Raw genomic sequence first — 15,678 nt, forward strand, 5'->3', positions numbered from 1 at the left:
TTTCATGTTGCATCGTTATCTTCCAATGACAGAAGAAGACAAAAAAGAAATGTTACAAACAATCGGCGTTCAAACGATTGATGAGTTATTCTCTGATATTCCAGAGAGTGTTCGTTTTAAAGGGGATTTAAAAATTAAAGAAGCAAAATCAGAGCCAGAGCTTTTAAAAGAGCTATCTCAAATGGCTAGCAAAAATGCGAACTTAAAAGAATATGCTTCTTTCTTAGGAGCAGGTGTATACGATCATTACGCTCCAGTAATTGTTGATCATGTTATTTCTCGTTCAGAGTTTTATACAGCTTACACACCATACCAACCAGAAATTTCACAAGGGGAATTACAAGCAATTTTTGAATTCCAAACAATGATTTGTGAATTAACAGGAATGGATGTAGCAAACTCTTCTATGTATGACGGAGGTACAGCTTTAGCTGAAGCGGCAATGCTAGCAGCTGGTCATACTCGTAAAAAGAAAATTCTTGTATCTAAGGCAGTTCATCCAGAATCAAGAGCAGTACTTGAAACATATGCAAAAGGTCAAAATCTTGAAGTTGTTGAAATTGATCATAAAAACGGTGTAACAGATTTAGAAGTATTACAAAGTGAAGTAGATGATACAGTTGCTTGTGTAATCGTTCAATATCCAAACTTCTTCGGACAAGTGGAAAAGTTAGCTGATATCGAAAAAATCGTTCATCAACAAAAATCATTATTTATCGTTTCTTCAAATCCATTATCATTAGGCGCATTAACACCGCCAGGAAAATTCGGTGCTGATGTTGTAATCGGTGATGCACAACCATTCGGTATCCCAACGCAGTTTGGTGGACCGCACTGTGGTTACTTTGCAACAACGAAAGCATTTATGCGTAAAATTCCAGGACGTCTTGTCGGACAAACTGTAGATTCAGATGGTAAACGTGGATTTGTATTAACGTTACAAGCACGTGAACAGCATATTCGTCGTGATAAAGCGACGTCTAACATTTGTTCAAACCAAGCGTTAAATGCATTAGCAGCTTCTGTTGCAATGACGGCACTTGGCAAACAAGGTGTAAAAGAAATGGCACGTCAAAACATTTCTAAAGCACAATATGCAAAACGTCAATTTGAAGCGAAAGGTTTCACAGTAACGTTCGCTGGACCATTCTTTAATGAATTTGTTGTAGATTGTAAACGTCCAGTTAAAGAAATAAATGATGTATTAATACAAAAGAATATTATCGGTGGTTACGACCTAGGCCGTGATTATAAAGAGCATGAAGACCATATGCTTGTAGCGGTAACAGAGCTTCGTACAAAAGAGGAAATTGACACACTTGTAAACGAAATGGGGGCTATCCAATGAAGAACCAAGACCAAGCACTTATTTTTGAAGTGACTAAAGAAGGACGCGTAGGATATAGCTTACCCAAATTAGATGTAGAAGAAGTAAAATTAGAAGATGTGTTTGAGAGTGATTATATTCGAGTAGAAGATGCAGAGCTTCCAGAAGTATCTGAACTTGATATTATGCGCCATTACACAGCGCTTTCAAACCGTAACCACGGTGTGGATTCTGGATTCTATCCACTTGGGTCTTGTACGATGAAATATAATCCGAAAATTAATGAAAACGTAGCTCGTTTCGCAGGCTTTGCAAATATTCATCCACTTCAAGATGAAAAAACAGTGCAAGGTGCAATGGAATTAATGTATGACTTACAAGAACATTTAATTGAAATTACAGGTATGGATACTGTTACGTTACAACCAGCAGCTGGTGCACACGGAGAATGGACAGGATTAATGTTGATTCGTGCATATCATGAAGCGAACGGTGACTTTAACCGTACGAAAGTAATTGTTCCTGACTCTGCTCACGGAACAAACCCGGCGTCTGCAACAGTAGCTGGTTTTGAAACAATTACGGTGAAATCAAATGAACATGGTCTTGTTGACTTAGATGATTTAAAACGTGTTGTAAACGAAGAAACAGCAGCACTTATGTTAACAAATCCAAATACATTAGGCCTATTCGAAGAAAATATTTTAGAAATGGCAGAAATCGTCCATAACGCAGGCGGTAAATTATACTATGATGGTGCAAACTTAAATGCGGTATTAAGCCAAGCACGCCCAGGAGATATGGGATTTGACGTTGTGCATTTAAATCTTCATAAAACATTTACAGGTCCGCATGGCGGCGGTGGCCCAGGTTCTGGTCCAGTAGGTGTGAAAGCTGATTTAATTCCGTACTTACCAAAACCGATTTTAGAGAAAACAGAAAATGGCTATCACTTTAACTATGATCGTCCAGAAGCAATTGGGCGTGTGAAACCATTCTATGGTAACTTCGGAATTAACGTTCGTGCATACACATATATTCGTTCTATGGGCCCAGATGGCTTGCGTGCAGTAACTGAGTATGCTGTATTAAATGCGAACTATATGATGAGAAGATTAGCACCATTCTATGATCTTCCGTTCGATAGACATTGCAAGCATGAATTTGTATTATCAGGTCGTCGTCAAAAGAAACTTGGTGTACGTACATTAGATATTGCAAAACGTCTGCTTGATTTCGGTTACCATCCACCAACAATTTACTTCCCATTAAATGTGGAAGAATGTATTATGATTGAGCCAACAGAAACAGAATCAAAAGAAACATTAGATGGTTTCATTGATAAGATGATTCAAATTGCTAAAGAGGTAGAAGAAAATCCAGAAGTTGTACAAGAAGCACCACATACAACAGTAATAAAACGTTTAGATGAAACATTGGCTGCTCGTAAACCAGTTTTACGTTATGAAAAGCTAGCACCTGTACAAGTGTGATTGGAAAAAAAAGAACTCGCTACATGCGGGTTCTTTTTTTTGCAACATTGGTGCGGATAGAATGAAAAAAATGTTAAAAATTTATATTTTTTGTTTCATATTGCTGTAAAGATGCGGTTTTATAGGTGTTTTTGTTGAAAAAGTCGGTTTGATAAAAGTATTTATTTTTGTTAGAATTTTATTGAAATTAAGAAGATGTGATGAGGTAGAAATTACTCATTTTTATGTATATGTGAAAAAACGAGCAAGACGGGGGTGGAAGCGTGGGATATCGATGTTATAGAATGGTATACCATTTAGAAAATGGAGAAACAATTAAAGATGTAAAAGAATTTTGTTACCGAGACCAAGGGAAAGTGTTAGAAAGAGTAGCGCACCGTGTAATGGATAATAGAGAAGTGACAGCGATTGATAAACAAGGAACAATCATTTCAATAGCGTGTGAGGACATTGTAAAGGTAGAACTTGATTACATAACAGAAAGTTAACCTTGAGTCATATCGAATTATTCGATACAATATACTGTTGAATGGTGAAGAGAGAAGAGAGGAGTTTATCATGGGTAATACAAGACACTTTTATATGTTTATTTTAGCGTTTGTTCTTGTTGTGGCATTAACGATTTATTTAATTGTTGATAGCAGCTGGTACAATACAGTTCATCCAGCATTCCTTCTTTTTATGTATGTAGGAATTGCGGTTGTTAGTTTCGGAATGAGAGACGAAATGTTAGATCGCTTTGAAAAGTGATACATATACGAAAGACCAACAGAAAAATGTTGGTCTTTTTTTCTTGCCAAAAATAGGATGTTTTGTATATACTGTGTATATAAGGTATATACAGTATATACACACTGGAGGAAAACATGAATATTATTATTTCGAATTCTTCCCAAGACCCTATTTATGTGCAAATAAGGAAACAATTAAGCCAGCTTATTTTAAATAGTGGTTTAAAGGGTGGAGACCAATTACCGTCTATTCGTAGCTTAGCGAAGGAATTACAAATTAGTGTAATTACAACGAAACGTGCGTACGAGGAGCTTGAAAAAGAAGGATATATAGAAACTGTTGCTGGGAAGGGGACTTATGTTTCACATAAAAATAATGAACTATTAAAAGAACAGCGGCTACGTCTATTGGAAAGTAAAGTAGAAGAGATTGTGAATGAAAGTAAAGTGTTGCAGCTTTCACTGGAAGAGTTGCAACAGATGATTGCGTGTTTATACAAGGGGGAATAAGAGATGTTAGAGCTAAAAAACGTTTGTAAAACTTATCAAGATTTCTCAGTGAAAAATGTAAGTTTTACATTGCCACGTGGATATATTATGGGATTTATCGGACCGAATGGAGCTGGAAAAAGTACGACGATCAAAATGATTATGAATTTAATCAGAAAAGAGAGCGGTGATATAAAAATTTTTGGTAAGGACAATAAGAAAGCCGAAAAGGAAATAAAACAAAATATTGGTTTTGTATATGATGAAAATCATTATTACGAAGATTTAACGTGTGAGCAAATGAAACGGATTATTGCACCGTTATATAAAAAGTGGGACGAAAAGCAGTATCAATCGTATATGCAGAGATTACAAGTTCCAACGTATAAAAAGATTAAAGAGTTATCCAAAGGGATGAAAATGAAATTTGCGATTGCAATCGCACTTTCACACCATGCGGAATTCATTATTATGGATGAACCAACAGCAGGATTAGACCCAGTTGTTCGAAGTGAATTACTTGATATGCTGCAAGAGATTGTAATGGAAGATGAAGTATCTGTATTATTCTCAACACACATTACAACAGACTTAGAGCGCATCGCAGATTATATTACGTTCATTAACGATGGAGAAATTATATTTACTGGTGAGAAAGATGAACTAATGGGGAACTACGTAATCGTAAAGGGAAGTAATGATTTATTAGACCGAGAAGGAAAAGAGCTATTTGTTGGATTACGAAAAAATAAATTTGGTTTCGAAGGTTTAGCGAAGGATAAACAAGCAATTATCGATTGGTTTGGAAATGAGGTTGTAATAGAAAAGCCTACATTAGATGATATTATCGTTTACACCGCGAAAGGGAGAGGTGCTTATGCGTCAGCTCATATATAAAGATTTGTTCTTTTTTCGGGTAACTTGGTTAGTGAATCTGAGTATGCCTCTTTTATTCTTTATATTAGAGCCAGATGGTGAAATGTTATTTCCGATGAGCTGTCTATTTATAACTCTTTCCTCCGTTATGACGTTAATCTTTATGGATGAAAGGAATAAAAGTGACATTATTATAAATAGTTTACCGTTAAGCAGAAAGGATATCATTATTGCTAGATATATTTCCTGTGCAATATTCATTGTAGGGGGCATGGTTTCCACTATGCTAGTTGTTTTTCTTATAAGAGGTATCGCTGTTATTGATGATATCGGTGCATATCATCCTAATTTGTATATTGAAATTCCGTGGTATGGAGTAGTAAATGGGGCTGTTTACGCCGTATTTTGGATGGTCACCTTTTTCCCTATTTATTATGTTACAAAATCGAAGGCGGTAATAAGTATAATAGCAGCAGCGTCAATAATAGTTGGGGGGATACTTTGGATATTTATTAGTGATGGGCTGAATGAAACAACACCTTCATTCATTGAGTGGATTATGAATCCTATTCATATTGGTGTATTTATAATTGGATTCATTACATTAGTTAGTATTTATATAGCTTCTATGTTTCTTACGATCAAAATTTATGAAGCGCGTGATTTATAGAGAGGAGAATTCAGATGCAACAGTTGATTTTGAAGGAGTTTTTCTTACAGAAGAAGATGTTTCCTTTCTATTTTTTAATACCTATTTTATCTATTTCTAAGAATTTCGTCGACCCGATGGGGATTGCAATAGGATTATTTATAACATGTAGTACGATTATATATATTTCTTTTTATTATGACGAGAAAAGTAAAGCAGAAAAAGTATTAGTGAGCTTGCCTATAATGAGAAAAGAGATAGTTATAGCTAAATATATTTCAAGCACATTATTTAGTATAGTCGGTTTGAGTATAACTTCTATAGTCGTAATATTAGGAAATATTTTGTTGAACAGAGATATAGTTATGCCTGGATATGCAGTGTTTTCAGCAATAGTAGCAACTTTAATTTATTGTGTAGTAACGATACCTGCTAATTACATTGGGGGATATAAAGCTATTACTGTCTTGAATGTGATTATGCTATTTCCTTTAATGGGTATGATTGGTCTTATGTGCAATATTTTTGGTGATAAAACAATTATGTTAAAAGTACTCCACTCTCAAGAGGCTACACTAGCAATGGGTGTTCTTGGTATCGGAGTGTTAGTAAGTATAGTCATATCAATGTTTCTCTCAATGAAAATGTTTCAGGAGGCAGAGTTATAGAAGGGACATTTTCATATTAGGAGGTGTAATACATGATCAAGCAATTAATTTTAAAAGATTTCATCATTCAATGGAAATTTTTAATTTGGTACATACTCTATCCTATTCTCTTTTATATGGCTTTAACAGATACGGAAAATCTATTCATAATTATGTCAGTAATTATTACAATTGGGGCAACAGTAAAAACATTTGAAGCAGATAGTAAAAATGAGAGTGAAGTTATAGTAAATAGTTTACCAATATTGAGAAAACAAATTGTATTTGCGAAATATATAGTAGCAATTATTATTCTTTTTATAAGCGTAACGGTCGGTTGTTTCACGATGGGAATGAAGAATGGGGTTAACCTATTTGAATTTATTGAAACGACAATGGTTGCTAGTATTAGCTTTATTTTAGTGTATTTAAGTTTTGTTTTACCGATATCGTTTTGGCTAGGGTATAAAAAAACTATTTTTATTACGATAGTAATATTCATGGCGCCGATTGTTATTTTAGAAACTTTGTTTCAAATCAACCTGGAACAAATTCAACTATACAACAGCGTGTTATTCGTTAGTTCAATATGCATGTTCATAGTATCTATCTTCGTTTCAGTGAAATTGTATGAGAAGAGAGAATTTTAAAAGGTGCCTCATAAAAGGCACCTTCTTTAATAACGACAATATGAAAGTAAGAGTTTATAAACAGAGAGGCTATTCGGTACAACATCTTTCGGAGTATGTAATATAAAGCTGAAAACGATAACGAAAATGAGAAAGAGGAAAAATAAAAACAGGATCTGCTTATGTATAGAATTTTGCATATAACCCACTCCTTTTTTAGGTAGTATGTCCCAAAGAAAGAAGGGTATGAAAAATTTTAGGAGGGAGAATGATGAAAAAAAGAAAATGGTTATATAGAATAGGAGTCCTTTTATTTTCAATTGGTCTCATATTAGCAAATTTTTACTCAGATATACCATCGCCATTTCCTAATTTGCATAAAGGGATTGGTATGAGTGTTGTCATAGCTGGTCTGCTTTGTCTGATCGCATCAAATTTCTATAGAAAATCTGAATGAATATAAAGTGAAACTTTAATCAGTGGGGGTTTTGTCCATCCCCACTGATTATTAGCCTTCACCAATCGGGCGTTTACGGGCAGTTGATCTCCCACCTAACTCTCTCGCATTCGCCGAATTTTGAGGTGGGGGTCTTACTGCCCGCGAATAGCGGGATAAAAAAGGACAGTTACTTCTTTTCAGAAGAACTGTCCTTTTTAAATAACTTGTTCCAAAGCTTGGCGATGATCCATATAATTACGATAGTAATGGAGGCAATAATTGACCAAACGATAGATGCAATTTCAAGTGCCATGTTAGGAAGGAATGTAAGAATGGATATTACTTTATGAAACAACCATTCTATTATATGAAAACTTATTTGCAATAGAATGATAATCCCAAGTGTGATCCATGTTAAGATTTGTTTTCCTTTTTCTTTCCACATGACATTCACCTCACGTTAGCCTAATAATTTTAAGCCAACAGCGCCGCACAGAATGCAGCTTAAGAAGGCAAGGCGGCGCCAATCCGCTGACTCGCGGAAAATAAGAATACCTAGAAGTGCACTTCCAGCAGTTCCGATTCCAGTCCAAATTGCGTAAGCAGTTCCCATCGGTAATGTGTTCATCGCAAGTGATAAGAAGAAGAAACTTACGCCGAAGTTAGCGATTAAAATAACTTTTGGTGCCCAGCCTTTCTTTTCAGTGGCTACTTTCATAAAGAGTACACCAACAATTTCACAAATACCAGCTAGAATTAAAAATACCCAAGCCATTTTATGCAGCCTCCTTCGATTCTTTTTCTTCTGTTACTCGTTTTAAGCCGATTACTCCGAAGAAGATTAAACCAATTAATAATACTTTTACAATAGAGAATGGTTCTCCGAAAATGAAAATCTCGGTAAGAACGATTCCACCTGCTCCAATTCCAGTGAAGACTGCGTAAACAGTACCAACAGGTAAATCTTTATAAGCTCTAAATAATAAGACGAAACTAATTGTAATTAATAGAGCAACACCAGCCCACTCAAGTGGTGCCTCCGCTTTTTTTAGTCCAATCACCCAAAAGATTTCAATAATACCAGCTATGATTACATAAATCCATGCCATATGTCATTTCTCCTTCCTACCAGTCGTTAGGCAAAGGGCTTAAAAACGACGCATTGCAAAGGAGCAATCCGTCAGTTTGAAAGTCCGCGCCAAAATACTTTCCAAGAAGCTTCTAAACGTGTCTCAAAACGATTTAAACCTGCGTATAGTAGTTCAACCATAAGACCGTCAAGTAAGCATAAAAAAGCCTCCAAAGCGTCTTTTACTTCAATGTTATGCAGTTCATCTTGTTCGCTTGCTCTTTTAAACACAGGGAATAAAAGTTTTCCGACATTTTCAATGTGTACATTCGCTTTATCAATAATTTGTTCGCGAAATGCATCCGGCGGAAAATAAGAAGTTCGTAACCAAAACATTGATTCTTCACTTTCACCAAATCGTTTTGCATAACCTTTTAACAGATTTACTAGCAATTCTTCAGTAGACGATTTTGAAAAATTTTCGATATCGTCAGTGAAGCTTTGTAAATCTTTTTGAAGAGCGGATTCTAAGCATGTAAAATATAGCTCTTCTTTTCCTTTAAAGTGTGCGTAAATCGATGGTTTTTTAATCCCAACTTCTTGAGCAATATTTGCTAATGAAGTTCCTTCGTAGCCGTAGCGTGCGAAATGAGAAAGTGCTACAGCTTTAATGCGGTTTGCTGTCATTTTCATCCCCTACCTACCGTTCGTTAGGTTCATTATATGAGATAAAAAATATAAAGTCAATAGGTGAAGAACTGAAAAAAGAGTGCTATGGTTGGCACTCTTTTCTAGACTGTTTTTCGCTCAATTAAATGGAATGAAAGTTCTTCTGAGTTTCCAATAATGTGTTCGTTTTGTATCTGTTTATGAAATAAAGAAAAAGCACGTGATCCCATTGTGAGCCCGGGATGCTCAATAGTTGTAATTTCTAATGCTTTTGAAATTTCATGGTTATCAAATCCCAGGATAGCGAGGTCTTCAGGTATGCGAATGCCATGTTTTTTTGCCTCTGTTAATAAACCAGCAGCTACTTGATCGTTCGCTGTAAAAATAGCGGTTGGATGATTTTTCATGTTTAAAATACGATGAAGTATTTTTGCCCCGTCCTGCATCGTATAACATTGATGGAAAATCCAATCAGGGTGTACTGTTTTTCCTTCGTGACGAAGAGTATCGGCGAAAGCTTTTTCACGCTCGATTGAATTAACACTTGTTTTTCTTGCTAAACAAATGCCGATTTTTTCATGACCTTTACTGAGTAAATAGGAAGTACCAAGGCGGAATCCTTCGTAATGATCTACATAGACAGATGAAATGAGGGGATGTTTCATTTTTTCACATGAAATAATAGGGGCAAATTTTGCGAACGGTTCAATTTGTTCCCATGAACTCGTACGAGAGCAAATAATCATCCCGTCAAATTGCTTCATTTTCATCATTTCAAGAACGCGAATTTCTTCAATACTATCGTAATTCGTTTGGCATAAATTAATATGATATCCAGCTGCTAACGCTTCGTTTCCGATTCCTTCAATGATCGTGCTAAAGTACGGAAGATTAATAAAAGGTAGCATAACGCCAATTGTATATGTTTTACCCTTTATTAAATGGATAGCATTTATATTTTTTGCATAGTTTAATTCTTCAACTGCATCTAAAACACGCTTACGCTTTTCTTCTTTTACGTAAGGATGATTATTAAGGACACGAGAAACAGTTGATATAGATACACCAGCAGTTTTTGCAATTTGTTTTATATTGGCCATATGTATCACCTCTTTCCTTAATTATAAGGGGAAAATAATAAGAATGAAAAAAATCTTGACCTGAAAAGCTTTTCACAATCTATGTTATAAGCATGACTTCTGTTGTTCGCGTAACCTTTTTATTTGGGCGTAAGAATAGTGGGGTCTTTTTTGTATGTCTGCAAAGAATTTTTGTCAGAATGTGTGAGAATAACGTGGAAAGTTTTCGGAGGAGGCGTTTGATAACGAAGCGAATAGTAGAGAGTATAAACGCTTCACTCGTTAAGAGAGCGGTATGAAAGGGCGGAAACAAATTGAAAAAAGGAATCATTTGTTTCGTGTTTTCTAGTGTAATACTTAGCTCATGTTCATTTCAGCAAACGATGCAAGAAGAAAAAACATTTGTAGGAACAACAGGAGGGGCTAAGGACCGTGTTACTGATCCGATTCCGCTAAAGGAACTTCCAAAATATTTTCCGGCAAAGTTTAAAGTTCCAACGTTTTTACCTTATGACATTACGAGTGATGTGCAGGGAGAGGTAAGAACGATGGGAAAGAAGAATGCTGTCTTAACGATTAAATATAAGCAACAAGAGAAAGGAAGGCACGATTATATAGAATTAACAGTGGCCAACTTTTCTTACAGTTTTCCATACCTCGTAGAAGAAAATCGATTTCAAGAACAAATGAAATTGAATAATGGAGCACCTGCTTATTTTAAAAATAAGGATGATTACGAGCGAGGGGACGAATTTGCTACACTTATATGGAAAGAGAAGGGGATTGAATATCAGCTATTATACCGTAATGTAGATGAGAAAGATGAAGATGTGATTAAACAAAATCTACTGTACATTGCGAACAATATGGAATAAAAAACTAGCTGTATCGTGCAGCTAGTTTTTGTATGTTATTTCTTTTTAATTTTTCCTGACCAAGATTTAAATCCACCTTTTAATTGGTAGAAATCTGTGTAGCCTTGTTTTTTTAAGTATTGAGCTGCACGACCTGTACGGAATCCGCTTTGGCAATATAAATAAACCGGTTGATCTTGGCGAAGTTCTTTGTGGCGAAGGCGAATTTGTGATAATGGAATGTTACGCGCACCTAAAATATGTCCCGCGTTAAATTCATCTGCTTCGCGAATATCGATAAGCTGTGCTTTACGGTAGCCAGCGCGAAATTCTTCTTCTGAAAGTGTTTTAATTAATTTTTTCTGATAGAAATACATCCATACAGTGTAGCCGATGAATGCTGCAATTGCGGCTAGTATAATAATCAAGTTTGTTGACACGATTCTATCGCTCCTTTTTTCTTATCCTACTTTCAATATTATAATGCCCGTATGTATTTATGCAACAGATTCATTTGTATATAAGAAGAAATTTCGTATTCTTTCACAAATTTTGTCGAATTTGGTAGACTAGAGAATGTGAAAAATAATTGGTTATATGAGGTGCAGGATGGGAAAAGAAAAATGGTGTTATATTAACTCTGGTCAATGTTCACCAGCATTTAATATGGCGTTAGATGAATGTTTATTAAATTGGCAAAGTGAAAAGAAAATGCCACCAACAATTCGTTTTTACGAATGGGAAGTACCAACATTAACAGTCGGGTATTTCCAGCGTGTTGAAAAAGATATAAATATGGATGTAGTTAACGAAAAAAAATATGGATTCGTTCGTCGTCAAACAGGCGGCAGGGGTGTACTACATGACAAAGAATTAACGTACAGTGTTATTGTGTCTGAAGATCATCCGAATATGCCAAAAACAGTTACAGAAGCATACCGAATTATTTCGCAAGGCTTATTGGACGGTTTTAAGGCATTAGGATTAGAAGCGTATTATGCAGTTCCGAAAACAGAAGCGGATCGTGAGAATTTAAAAAATCCGCGTTCAGGAGTATGTTTTGATGCGCCATCTTGGTATGAGATTGTAGTTGAAGGAAGAAAAATCGCGGGTAGTGCCCAAACACGTCAAAAAGGTGTTATCTTACAACACGGTTCTATTCCGTTAGAAATAGATTTAGATGAGTTATACGACCTATTTTTATTCCAAAATGAGCGAGTAAAAGAGCGTATGAAAAACATGTTTTCTTCTAAAGCGGTAGCGATTAATGAATTAACAGACCGCACATTTACGATTGAACAGTTAATTAAAGCGTTTGAAACTGGATTTGAAAAAGGTTTAGATATAGAGCTTGTGCCGTATGAACTAACAGAAGAACAGCTTCATGAAGTTCAAACTTTAGCAAAAGAGAAGTATGAAAGTAATGAATGGAATTATAAAAAATAAGGAGATGGCGACCGCCATCTCCTTATTTTTATAGTAAATTAAGTACTTTTTCTACTTTGATTCCTTTATCTTGTAAAGAACGAAGGCGATTTACAACGTCCATAATTTCTTTGTCGAATGTAACGCTAATACCTTGGCTTTGTAGCTCTTTTTTTAATCCTTCAATAGAATCATCTATGTCGATGCCAAGCTCGTAATCTTGACAAACTTCAATTGTCTTTTTCACAAGTTTAACATAATTTTCTTGTAGTTTTGTATTTGTTTCAGTCAAAGCAGGTTGCTTCGGTTTTGTAGGAGTAACCGGTGCTGTTTCTTGCTTTGTAACTGGAGTAGGTACTGCTTTTTTCACAGGTGCTGGAGTAGATAGTTCTATAGCTGCTTCAACATTTACTGACTTCGGCGTTGGTACCGGAGTAGGTTTAGGTGCAGCAGGTGTTTCTACTCGCGTAATAGGCTTTGGAGCAGGTATAACTGCTTTTGGAGCTTCTACAACTACTTCTTTTTTCGGAGTAGCTTCTACAACTGTTTCTTCTTGCTCAGCAGCTTCTTTATTTTCTTTGCTCCACATAACGCGTTCAACTTCTAGAGAAACATTGTTTTTGTTCATCGCTGTTAATGTAACTTTACCAACCTCAGCGTTCCCAGTGAAATCAACAATTTTATAAATAACACTCTTGTTCCAATCCACGTTTCCGCTCAAAAATAATTCTTCGTTACATTTTGGCGTTAAGCCCTCGATTTTAATTTCTGCGTTTACACCGTTTTCACTATATACCATAATTAGCGAAGCATTTACATCTTCGTCTGCTAACATTAGTTCACGTACCATTTTGCCGGTGCGTACTTGCGTTTTCTTCTTAACTGACATCTAATTTCTCCTCTCAAAAATTCAGTAATAATAAAAAAATCGTATAACGAAAAATAATTGCTCACGAAGATTTATGATACCGATAATAAAAGCATCACGTCAACAATTAACTTTAATTATTTTGCATTTTTCTTATTTTCTTTATGAAATTTTTCAATTTGTAAAATTATACAGAAGAAAAACAGCCGTTTGAAGGGCTGTTAAAAATTTGATTTTTTGTATAGTAATTTATATAAAATAAAAAATAGGATAGCGATTAAGGCGTTTTGCCAAAAGGTTAGATGATAAATGAGATAAGGTTGTTTTTTAAAATAGACATTTAAAAATACAGCTGAACAAAATGGAGTAGCAAATGCGAATCCAAATAGAATCCTTCTTTTCCAATTCATCTTTTGATTAAAGGAATAGCGCTTTAATAAATATAAAATGAAAAGTATACCTAGTATAATAAGTGAAACGAACAAAGTGGTTCCAGGGATGCTAAAAGCTGGGCTTAATTGTTCGATATTCTTCCCGAAGATTAAAATGAAAGTCGAAACAAGTGCATCTATTCCAAACTGTATAGCAAGAAGTAAGCTAATAACAAAACCGATTAAAGAAGTTTGTTCTAGCTTTGTTTGGGTTGGTAAAGCTGATATAAGTTCATCGCAGTAAGATCGTAAATCATTTCCGAAAATATCATAAGCATTTTTATTTTCTGCTTGTGCTTCGATGAGATGATCTAATATTTCTAATAAAAGTTCTTCTAATTTTTGTTCGGGTACGTTAGATAATCGGAGATATACTAGCATATCACCGTAAGCAGCTTCGTTTTCAGGTGTTAGAAGTTCGCGTTTTTTATTGTTCAATTCAACCATGTCTTTCGCTTTCATCCCTATCACTCCCCTTGTAATAAGTTGTTTACCGTCGTTGAAACCATTCCCCAACTTTTTTTAAATTCTTCAAGTTGTTCTAATCCCTTATCAGTTACGTGATAATATTTTCGCTTCGGTCCAAGAGAGGAAGCCTTTAATGTACCTTCAATAAGTTTCTCTTTTTGCATGCGTAACAATAAAGGATAGATGCTTCCTTCACTTACGAATGTAAAGCCGTGTTTATTTAATTTTGTACTTAGTTCATATCCGTACACTTCTTCTTGTGAAATGATATATAGAATGCAACCTTCTAGTACACCTTTTAACATTTGACTGTGCATGATTTCACCACCTTTTATCCAGGTAACTTGCCTTGCAAGGTAGCTGTTATCCGAATTATAACAGTCAGTAACTTGCAACGCAAGTTACTGAAGTGGAAAACTTTAATCTGTGTTAATTTTCATGTGCTTCCCATACTAATGAGAGGAGGGAAGCACATGAAACCATTTATGCCAAAACTCGTTTACTTTGAACCGAGGGCACTCGAATATCCGCTTGGAAAAGAGCTTTATGAGAAGTTTACGAAGATGGGATTAGAAATCTGTGAAACGACATCACACAATCAAATTAGAAATTTTCCAGGGGAAAATGAATTGCAAAAGTATCGTAATGCAAAAGCAACACTTGTCGTTGGGGTGAGGAAGACGTTAAAGTTCGATACATCAAAACCTTCAGCTGAATATGCAATTCCGCTTGCAACAGGGTGTATGGGACATTGTCATTATTGTTATTTGCAAACGACACTTGGGAGTAAACCTTACGTAAGGGTGTATGTGAATCTAGATGAAATCTTTGAGAAGGCAAAGCAATATATGGATGAAAGGGCCCCTGAAATAACAAGATTTGAAGCGGCGTGTACATCAGACATCGTTGGAATTGATCATTTGACACATGCATTAAAGCGGGCGATAGAGTTTATCGGAGAAAGTGAACATGGACGTTTACGCTTCGTTACCAAATATTCGCATGTTGATCATTTATTAGATGCAAAGCATAATGGGAAAACGCGTTTTCGATTTAGTATTAATTCACGTTATGTTATTAAAAATTTTGAACCAGGGACATCGCCATTTGAAGAGCGAATTGAGGCTGCTCGTAAAGTAGCGAGGGCTAATTATCCTCTTGGTTTTATTGTTGCGCCAATTTATATGCATGAAGGGTGGGAAGAAGGGTACCGTGAATTGTTTGAACGATTGTACAATGAGTTAAAAGACATGACGATACCAGATTTAACGTTCGAATTAATTCAACATCGTTTTACGAAACCAGCCAAAAAAGTCATTCAAGAACGTTATCCGAATACGAAACTTGAAATGGATGAAGAGAAGCGGAAATATAGATGGGGACGATACGGTATTGGGAAATATGTATATCAAAAGGATGATGCAGAAGTATTGGAAGAAACAATACGAGGTTATATATATGAGTATTTTCCCGATGCAGAAATTCAATATTTTACATAAGGGGAATCTGGATTCTTTTTTTGTTTTATATATTTA

22 protein-coding genes are annotated in these 15,678 nt (G+C 35.4%); 13 read left to right on the top strand and 9 right to left on the bottom strand.

Annotated elements, in window-relative coordinates:
* Positions 1–4 precede the first annotated feature (4 nt).
* The 10 genes from gcvPA (at position 5) to JFU18_RS21945 (ending at position 7,298) form a co-directional block, all read left to right on the top strand.
* The gene (gcvPA, locus tag JFU18_RS21900) at positions 5–1,348 is read left to right on the top strand and encodes an aminomethyl-transferring glycine dehydrogenase subunit 1 (RefSeq protein ID WP_002034012.1); all 1,344 of its coding nucleotides are present in this window, start codon (positions 5–7) and stop codon (positions 1,346–1,348) included.
* A complete protein-coding gene (gene gcvPB / locus JFU18_RS21905; RefSeq protein ID WP_002122485.1) occupies positions 1,345–2,820 on the top strand; it encodes an aminomethyl-transferring glycine dehydrogenase subunit 2 in 1,476 nt (491 codons plus the stop codon). Before gcvPA ends, gcvPB begins: the two co-directional genes overlap by 4 nt.
* A gap of 284 nt (positions 2,821–3,104) precedes the next feature.
* On the top strand, positions 3,105–3,308 hold the full coding sequence (locus JFU18_RS21910) for a DUF3929 family protein (RefSeq protein ID WP_000262495.1): 204 nt from the start codon (positions 3,105–3,107) through the stop codon (positions 3,306–3,308).
* 70 nt (positions 3,309–3,378) lie between these two features.
* Complete coding sequence (locus JFU18_RS21915; RefSeq protein ID WP_002088608.1) at positions 3,379–3,570, top strand: hypothetical protein; 192 nt, start codon at positions 3,379–3,381, stop codon at positions 3,568–3,570.
* A gap of 116 nt (positions 3,571–3,686) precedes the next feature.
* On the top strand, positions 3,687–4,061 hold the full coding sequence (locus JFU18_RS21920; RefSeq protein WP_044442613.1) for a GntR family transcriptional regulator: 375 nt from the start codon (positions 3,687–3,689) through the stop codon (positions 4,059–4,061).
* Between the two features lie 3 nt (positions 4,062–4,064).
* A complete protein-coding gene (locus JFU18_RS21925) occupies positions 4,065–4,937 on the top strand; it encodes an ABC transporter ATP-binding protein (RefSeq protein WP_201034316.1) in 873 nt (290 codons plus the stop codon).
* Positions 4,918–5,586: an ABC-2 transporter permease gene (locus JFU18_RS21930; RefSeq protein ID WP_201034315.1), complete on the top strand. Its 669-nt coding sequence runs from the start codon at positions 4,918–4,920 to the stop codon at positions 5,584–5,586. The genes JFU18_RS21925 and JFU18_RS21930 overlap by 20 nt, the downstream gene beginning before the upstream one ends.
* Positions 5,587–5,600: 14 nt before the next feature.
* Positions 5,601–6,233 (top strand): ABC-2 transporter permease, encoded by a 633-nt coding sequence (locus tag JFU18_RS21935; protein WP_201034314.1) that lies wholly within the window; start codon positions 5,601–5,603, stop codon positions 6,231–6,233.
* A gap of 32 nt (positions 6,234–6,265) precedes the next feature.
* Positions 6,266–6,862 (top strand): ABC-2 transporter permease, encoded by a 597-nt coding sequence (locus JFU18_RS21940; RefSeq protein ID WP_060749616.1) that lies wholly within the window; start codon positions 6,266–6,268, stop codon positions 6,860–6,862.
* Positions 6,863–7,112: 250 nt separating this feature from the next.
* Positions 7,113–7,298 carry a hypothetical protein gene (locus tag JFU18_RS21945; protein WP_016096117.1) on the top strand — a complete coding sequence of 62 codons (186 nt, stop codon included), beginning with the start codon at positions 7,113–7,115 and terminating at the stop codon, positions 7,296–7,298.
* A gap of 169 nt (positions 7,299–7,467) precedes the next feature.
* On the opposite strand, the gene JFU18_RS21950 is transcribed toward JFU18_RS21945, so the two are convergent.
* The 5 genes from JFU18_RS21950 to JFU18_RS21970 all read right to left on the bottom strand — a co-directional run bounded on the left by JFU18_RS21950 (position 7,468) and on the right by JFU18_RS21970 (position 10,118).
* Positions 7,468–7,725 (bottom strand): DUF3975 family protein, encoded by a 258-nt coding sequence (locus JFU18_RS21950; protein WP_201034313.1) that lies wholly within the window; start codon positions 7,723–7,725, stop codon positions 7,468–7,470.
* A gap of 15 nt (positions 7,726–7,740) precedes the next feature.
* Entirely contained in the window at positions 7,741–8,055 is a 315-nt protein-coding gene (locus JFU18_RS21955; protein ID WP_002015033.1) for a DMT family transporter, read from the bottom strand.
* A gap of 1 nt (position 8,056) precedes the next feature.
* Entirely contained in the window at positions 8,057–8,389 is a 333-nt protein-coding gene (locus JFU18_RS21960; protein WP_002111782.1) for a DMT family transporter, read from the bottom strand.
* 71 nt (positions 8,390–8,460) lie between these two features.
* Positions 8,461–9,042, bottom strand: a complete 582-nt coding sequence (locus JFU18_RS21965; RefSeq protein ID WP_002034003.1) for a TetR/AcrR family transcriptional regulator — start codon at positions 9,040–9,042, stop codon at positions 8,461–8,463.
* Positions 9,043–9,140: 98 nt separating this feature from the next.
* Positions 9,141–10,118 (bottom strand): LacI family DNA-binding transcriptional regulator, encoded by a 978-nt coding sequence (locus JFU18_RS21970; RefSeq protein ID WP_201034312.1) that lies wholly within the window; start codon positions 10,116–10,118, stop codon positions 9,141–9,143.
* Between the two features lie 317 nt (positions 10,119–10,435).
* Between JFU18_RS21970 and JFU18_RS21975 the strand changes: the two genes are divergently transcribed.
* On the top strand, positions 10,436–10,972 hold the full coding sequence (locus JFU18_RS21975; RefSeq protein WP_016100627.1) for a hypothetical protein: 537 nt from the start codon (positions 10,436–10,438) through the stop codon (positions 10,970–10,972).
* 35 nt (positions 10,973–11,007) lie between these two features.
* On the opposite strand, the gene JFU18_RS21980 is transcribed toward JFU18_RS21975, so the two are convergent.
* Positions 11,008–11,391, bottom strand: coding sequence for a rhodanese-like domain-containing protein (locus JFU18_RS21980; protein ID WP_002034000.1), 384 nt, complete (start codon positions 11,389–11,391; stop codon positions 11,008–11,010).
* A 169-nt stretch (positions 11,392–11,560) separates the two neighbouring features.
* On the opposite strand from JFU18_RS21980, the gene JFU18_RS21985 reads away from it, so the two are divergent.
* A complete protein-coding gene (locus JFU18_RS21985) occupies positions 11,561–12,397 on the top strand; it encodes a lipoate--protein ligase family protein (RefSeq protein ID WP_201031776.1) in 837 nt (278 codons plus the stop codon).
* Positions 12,398–12,425: 28 nt separating this feature from the next.
* Here the strand turns inward: JFU18_RS21985 and JFU18_RS21990 are convergent, their stop codons facing one another.
* The 3 genes from JFU18_RS21990 to JFU18_RS22000 all read right to left on the bottom strand — a co-directional run bounded on the left by JFU18_RS21990 (position 12,426) and on the right by JFU18_RS22000 (position 14,460).
* Entirely contained in the window at positions 12,426–13,265 is an 840-nt protein-coding gene (locus JFU18_RS21990; protein ID WP_201034311.1) for a hypothetical protein, read from the bottom strand.
* A gap of 200 nt (positions 13,266–13,465) precedes the next feature.
* Entirely contained in the window at positions 13,466–14,137 is a 672-nt protein-coding gene (locus tag JFU18_RS21995) for a DUF1129 family protein (protein ID WP_002015041.1), read from the bottom strand.
* 5 nt (positions 14,138–14,142) lie between these two features.
* Positions 14,143–14,460: a PadR family transcriptional regulator gene (locus JFU18_RS22000; RefSeq protein ID WP_000556081.1), complete on the bottom strand. Its 318-nt coding sequence runs from the start codon at positions 14,458–14,460 to the stop codon at positions 14,143–14,145.
* A 156-nt stretch (positions 14,461–14,616) separates the two neighbouring features.
* Between JFU18_RS22000 and splB the strand changes: the two genes are divergently transcribed.
* Positions 14,617–15,642, top strand: a complete 1,026-nt coding sequence (splB, locus tag JFU18_RS22005) for a spore photoproduct lyase (protein ID WP_242488454.1) — start codon at positions 14,617–14,619, stop codon at positions 15,640–15,642.
* Positions 15,643–15,678: the final 36 nt, after the last annotated feature.

It is taken from the genome of Bacillus sp. TH22 (assembly GCF_016651015.1).
Taxonomy (GTDB): domain Bacteria; phylum Bacillota; class Bacilli; order Bacillales; family Bacillaceae_G; genus Bacillus_A; species Bacillus_A mycoides.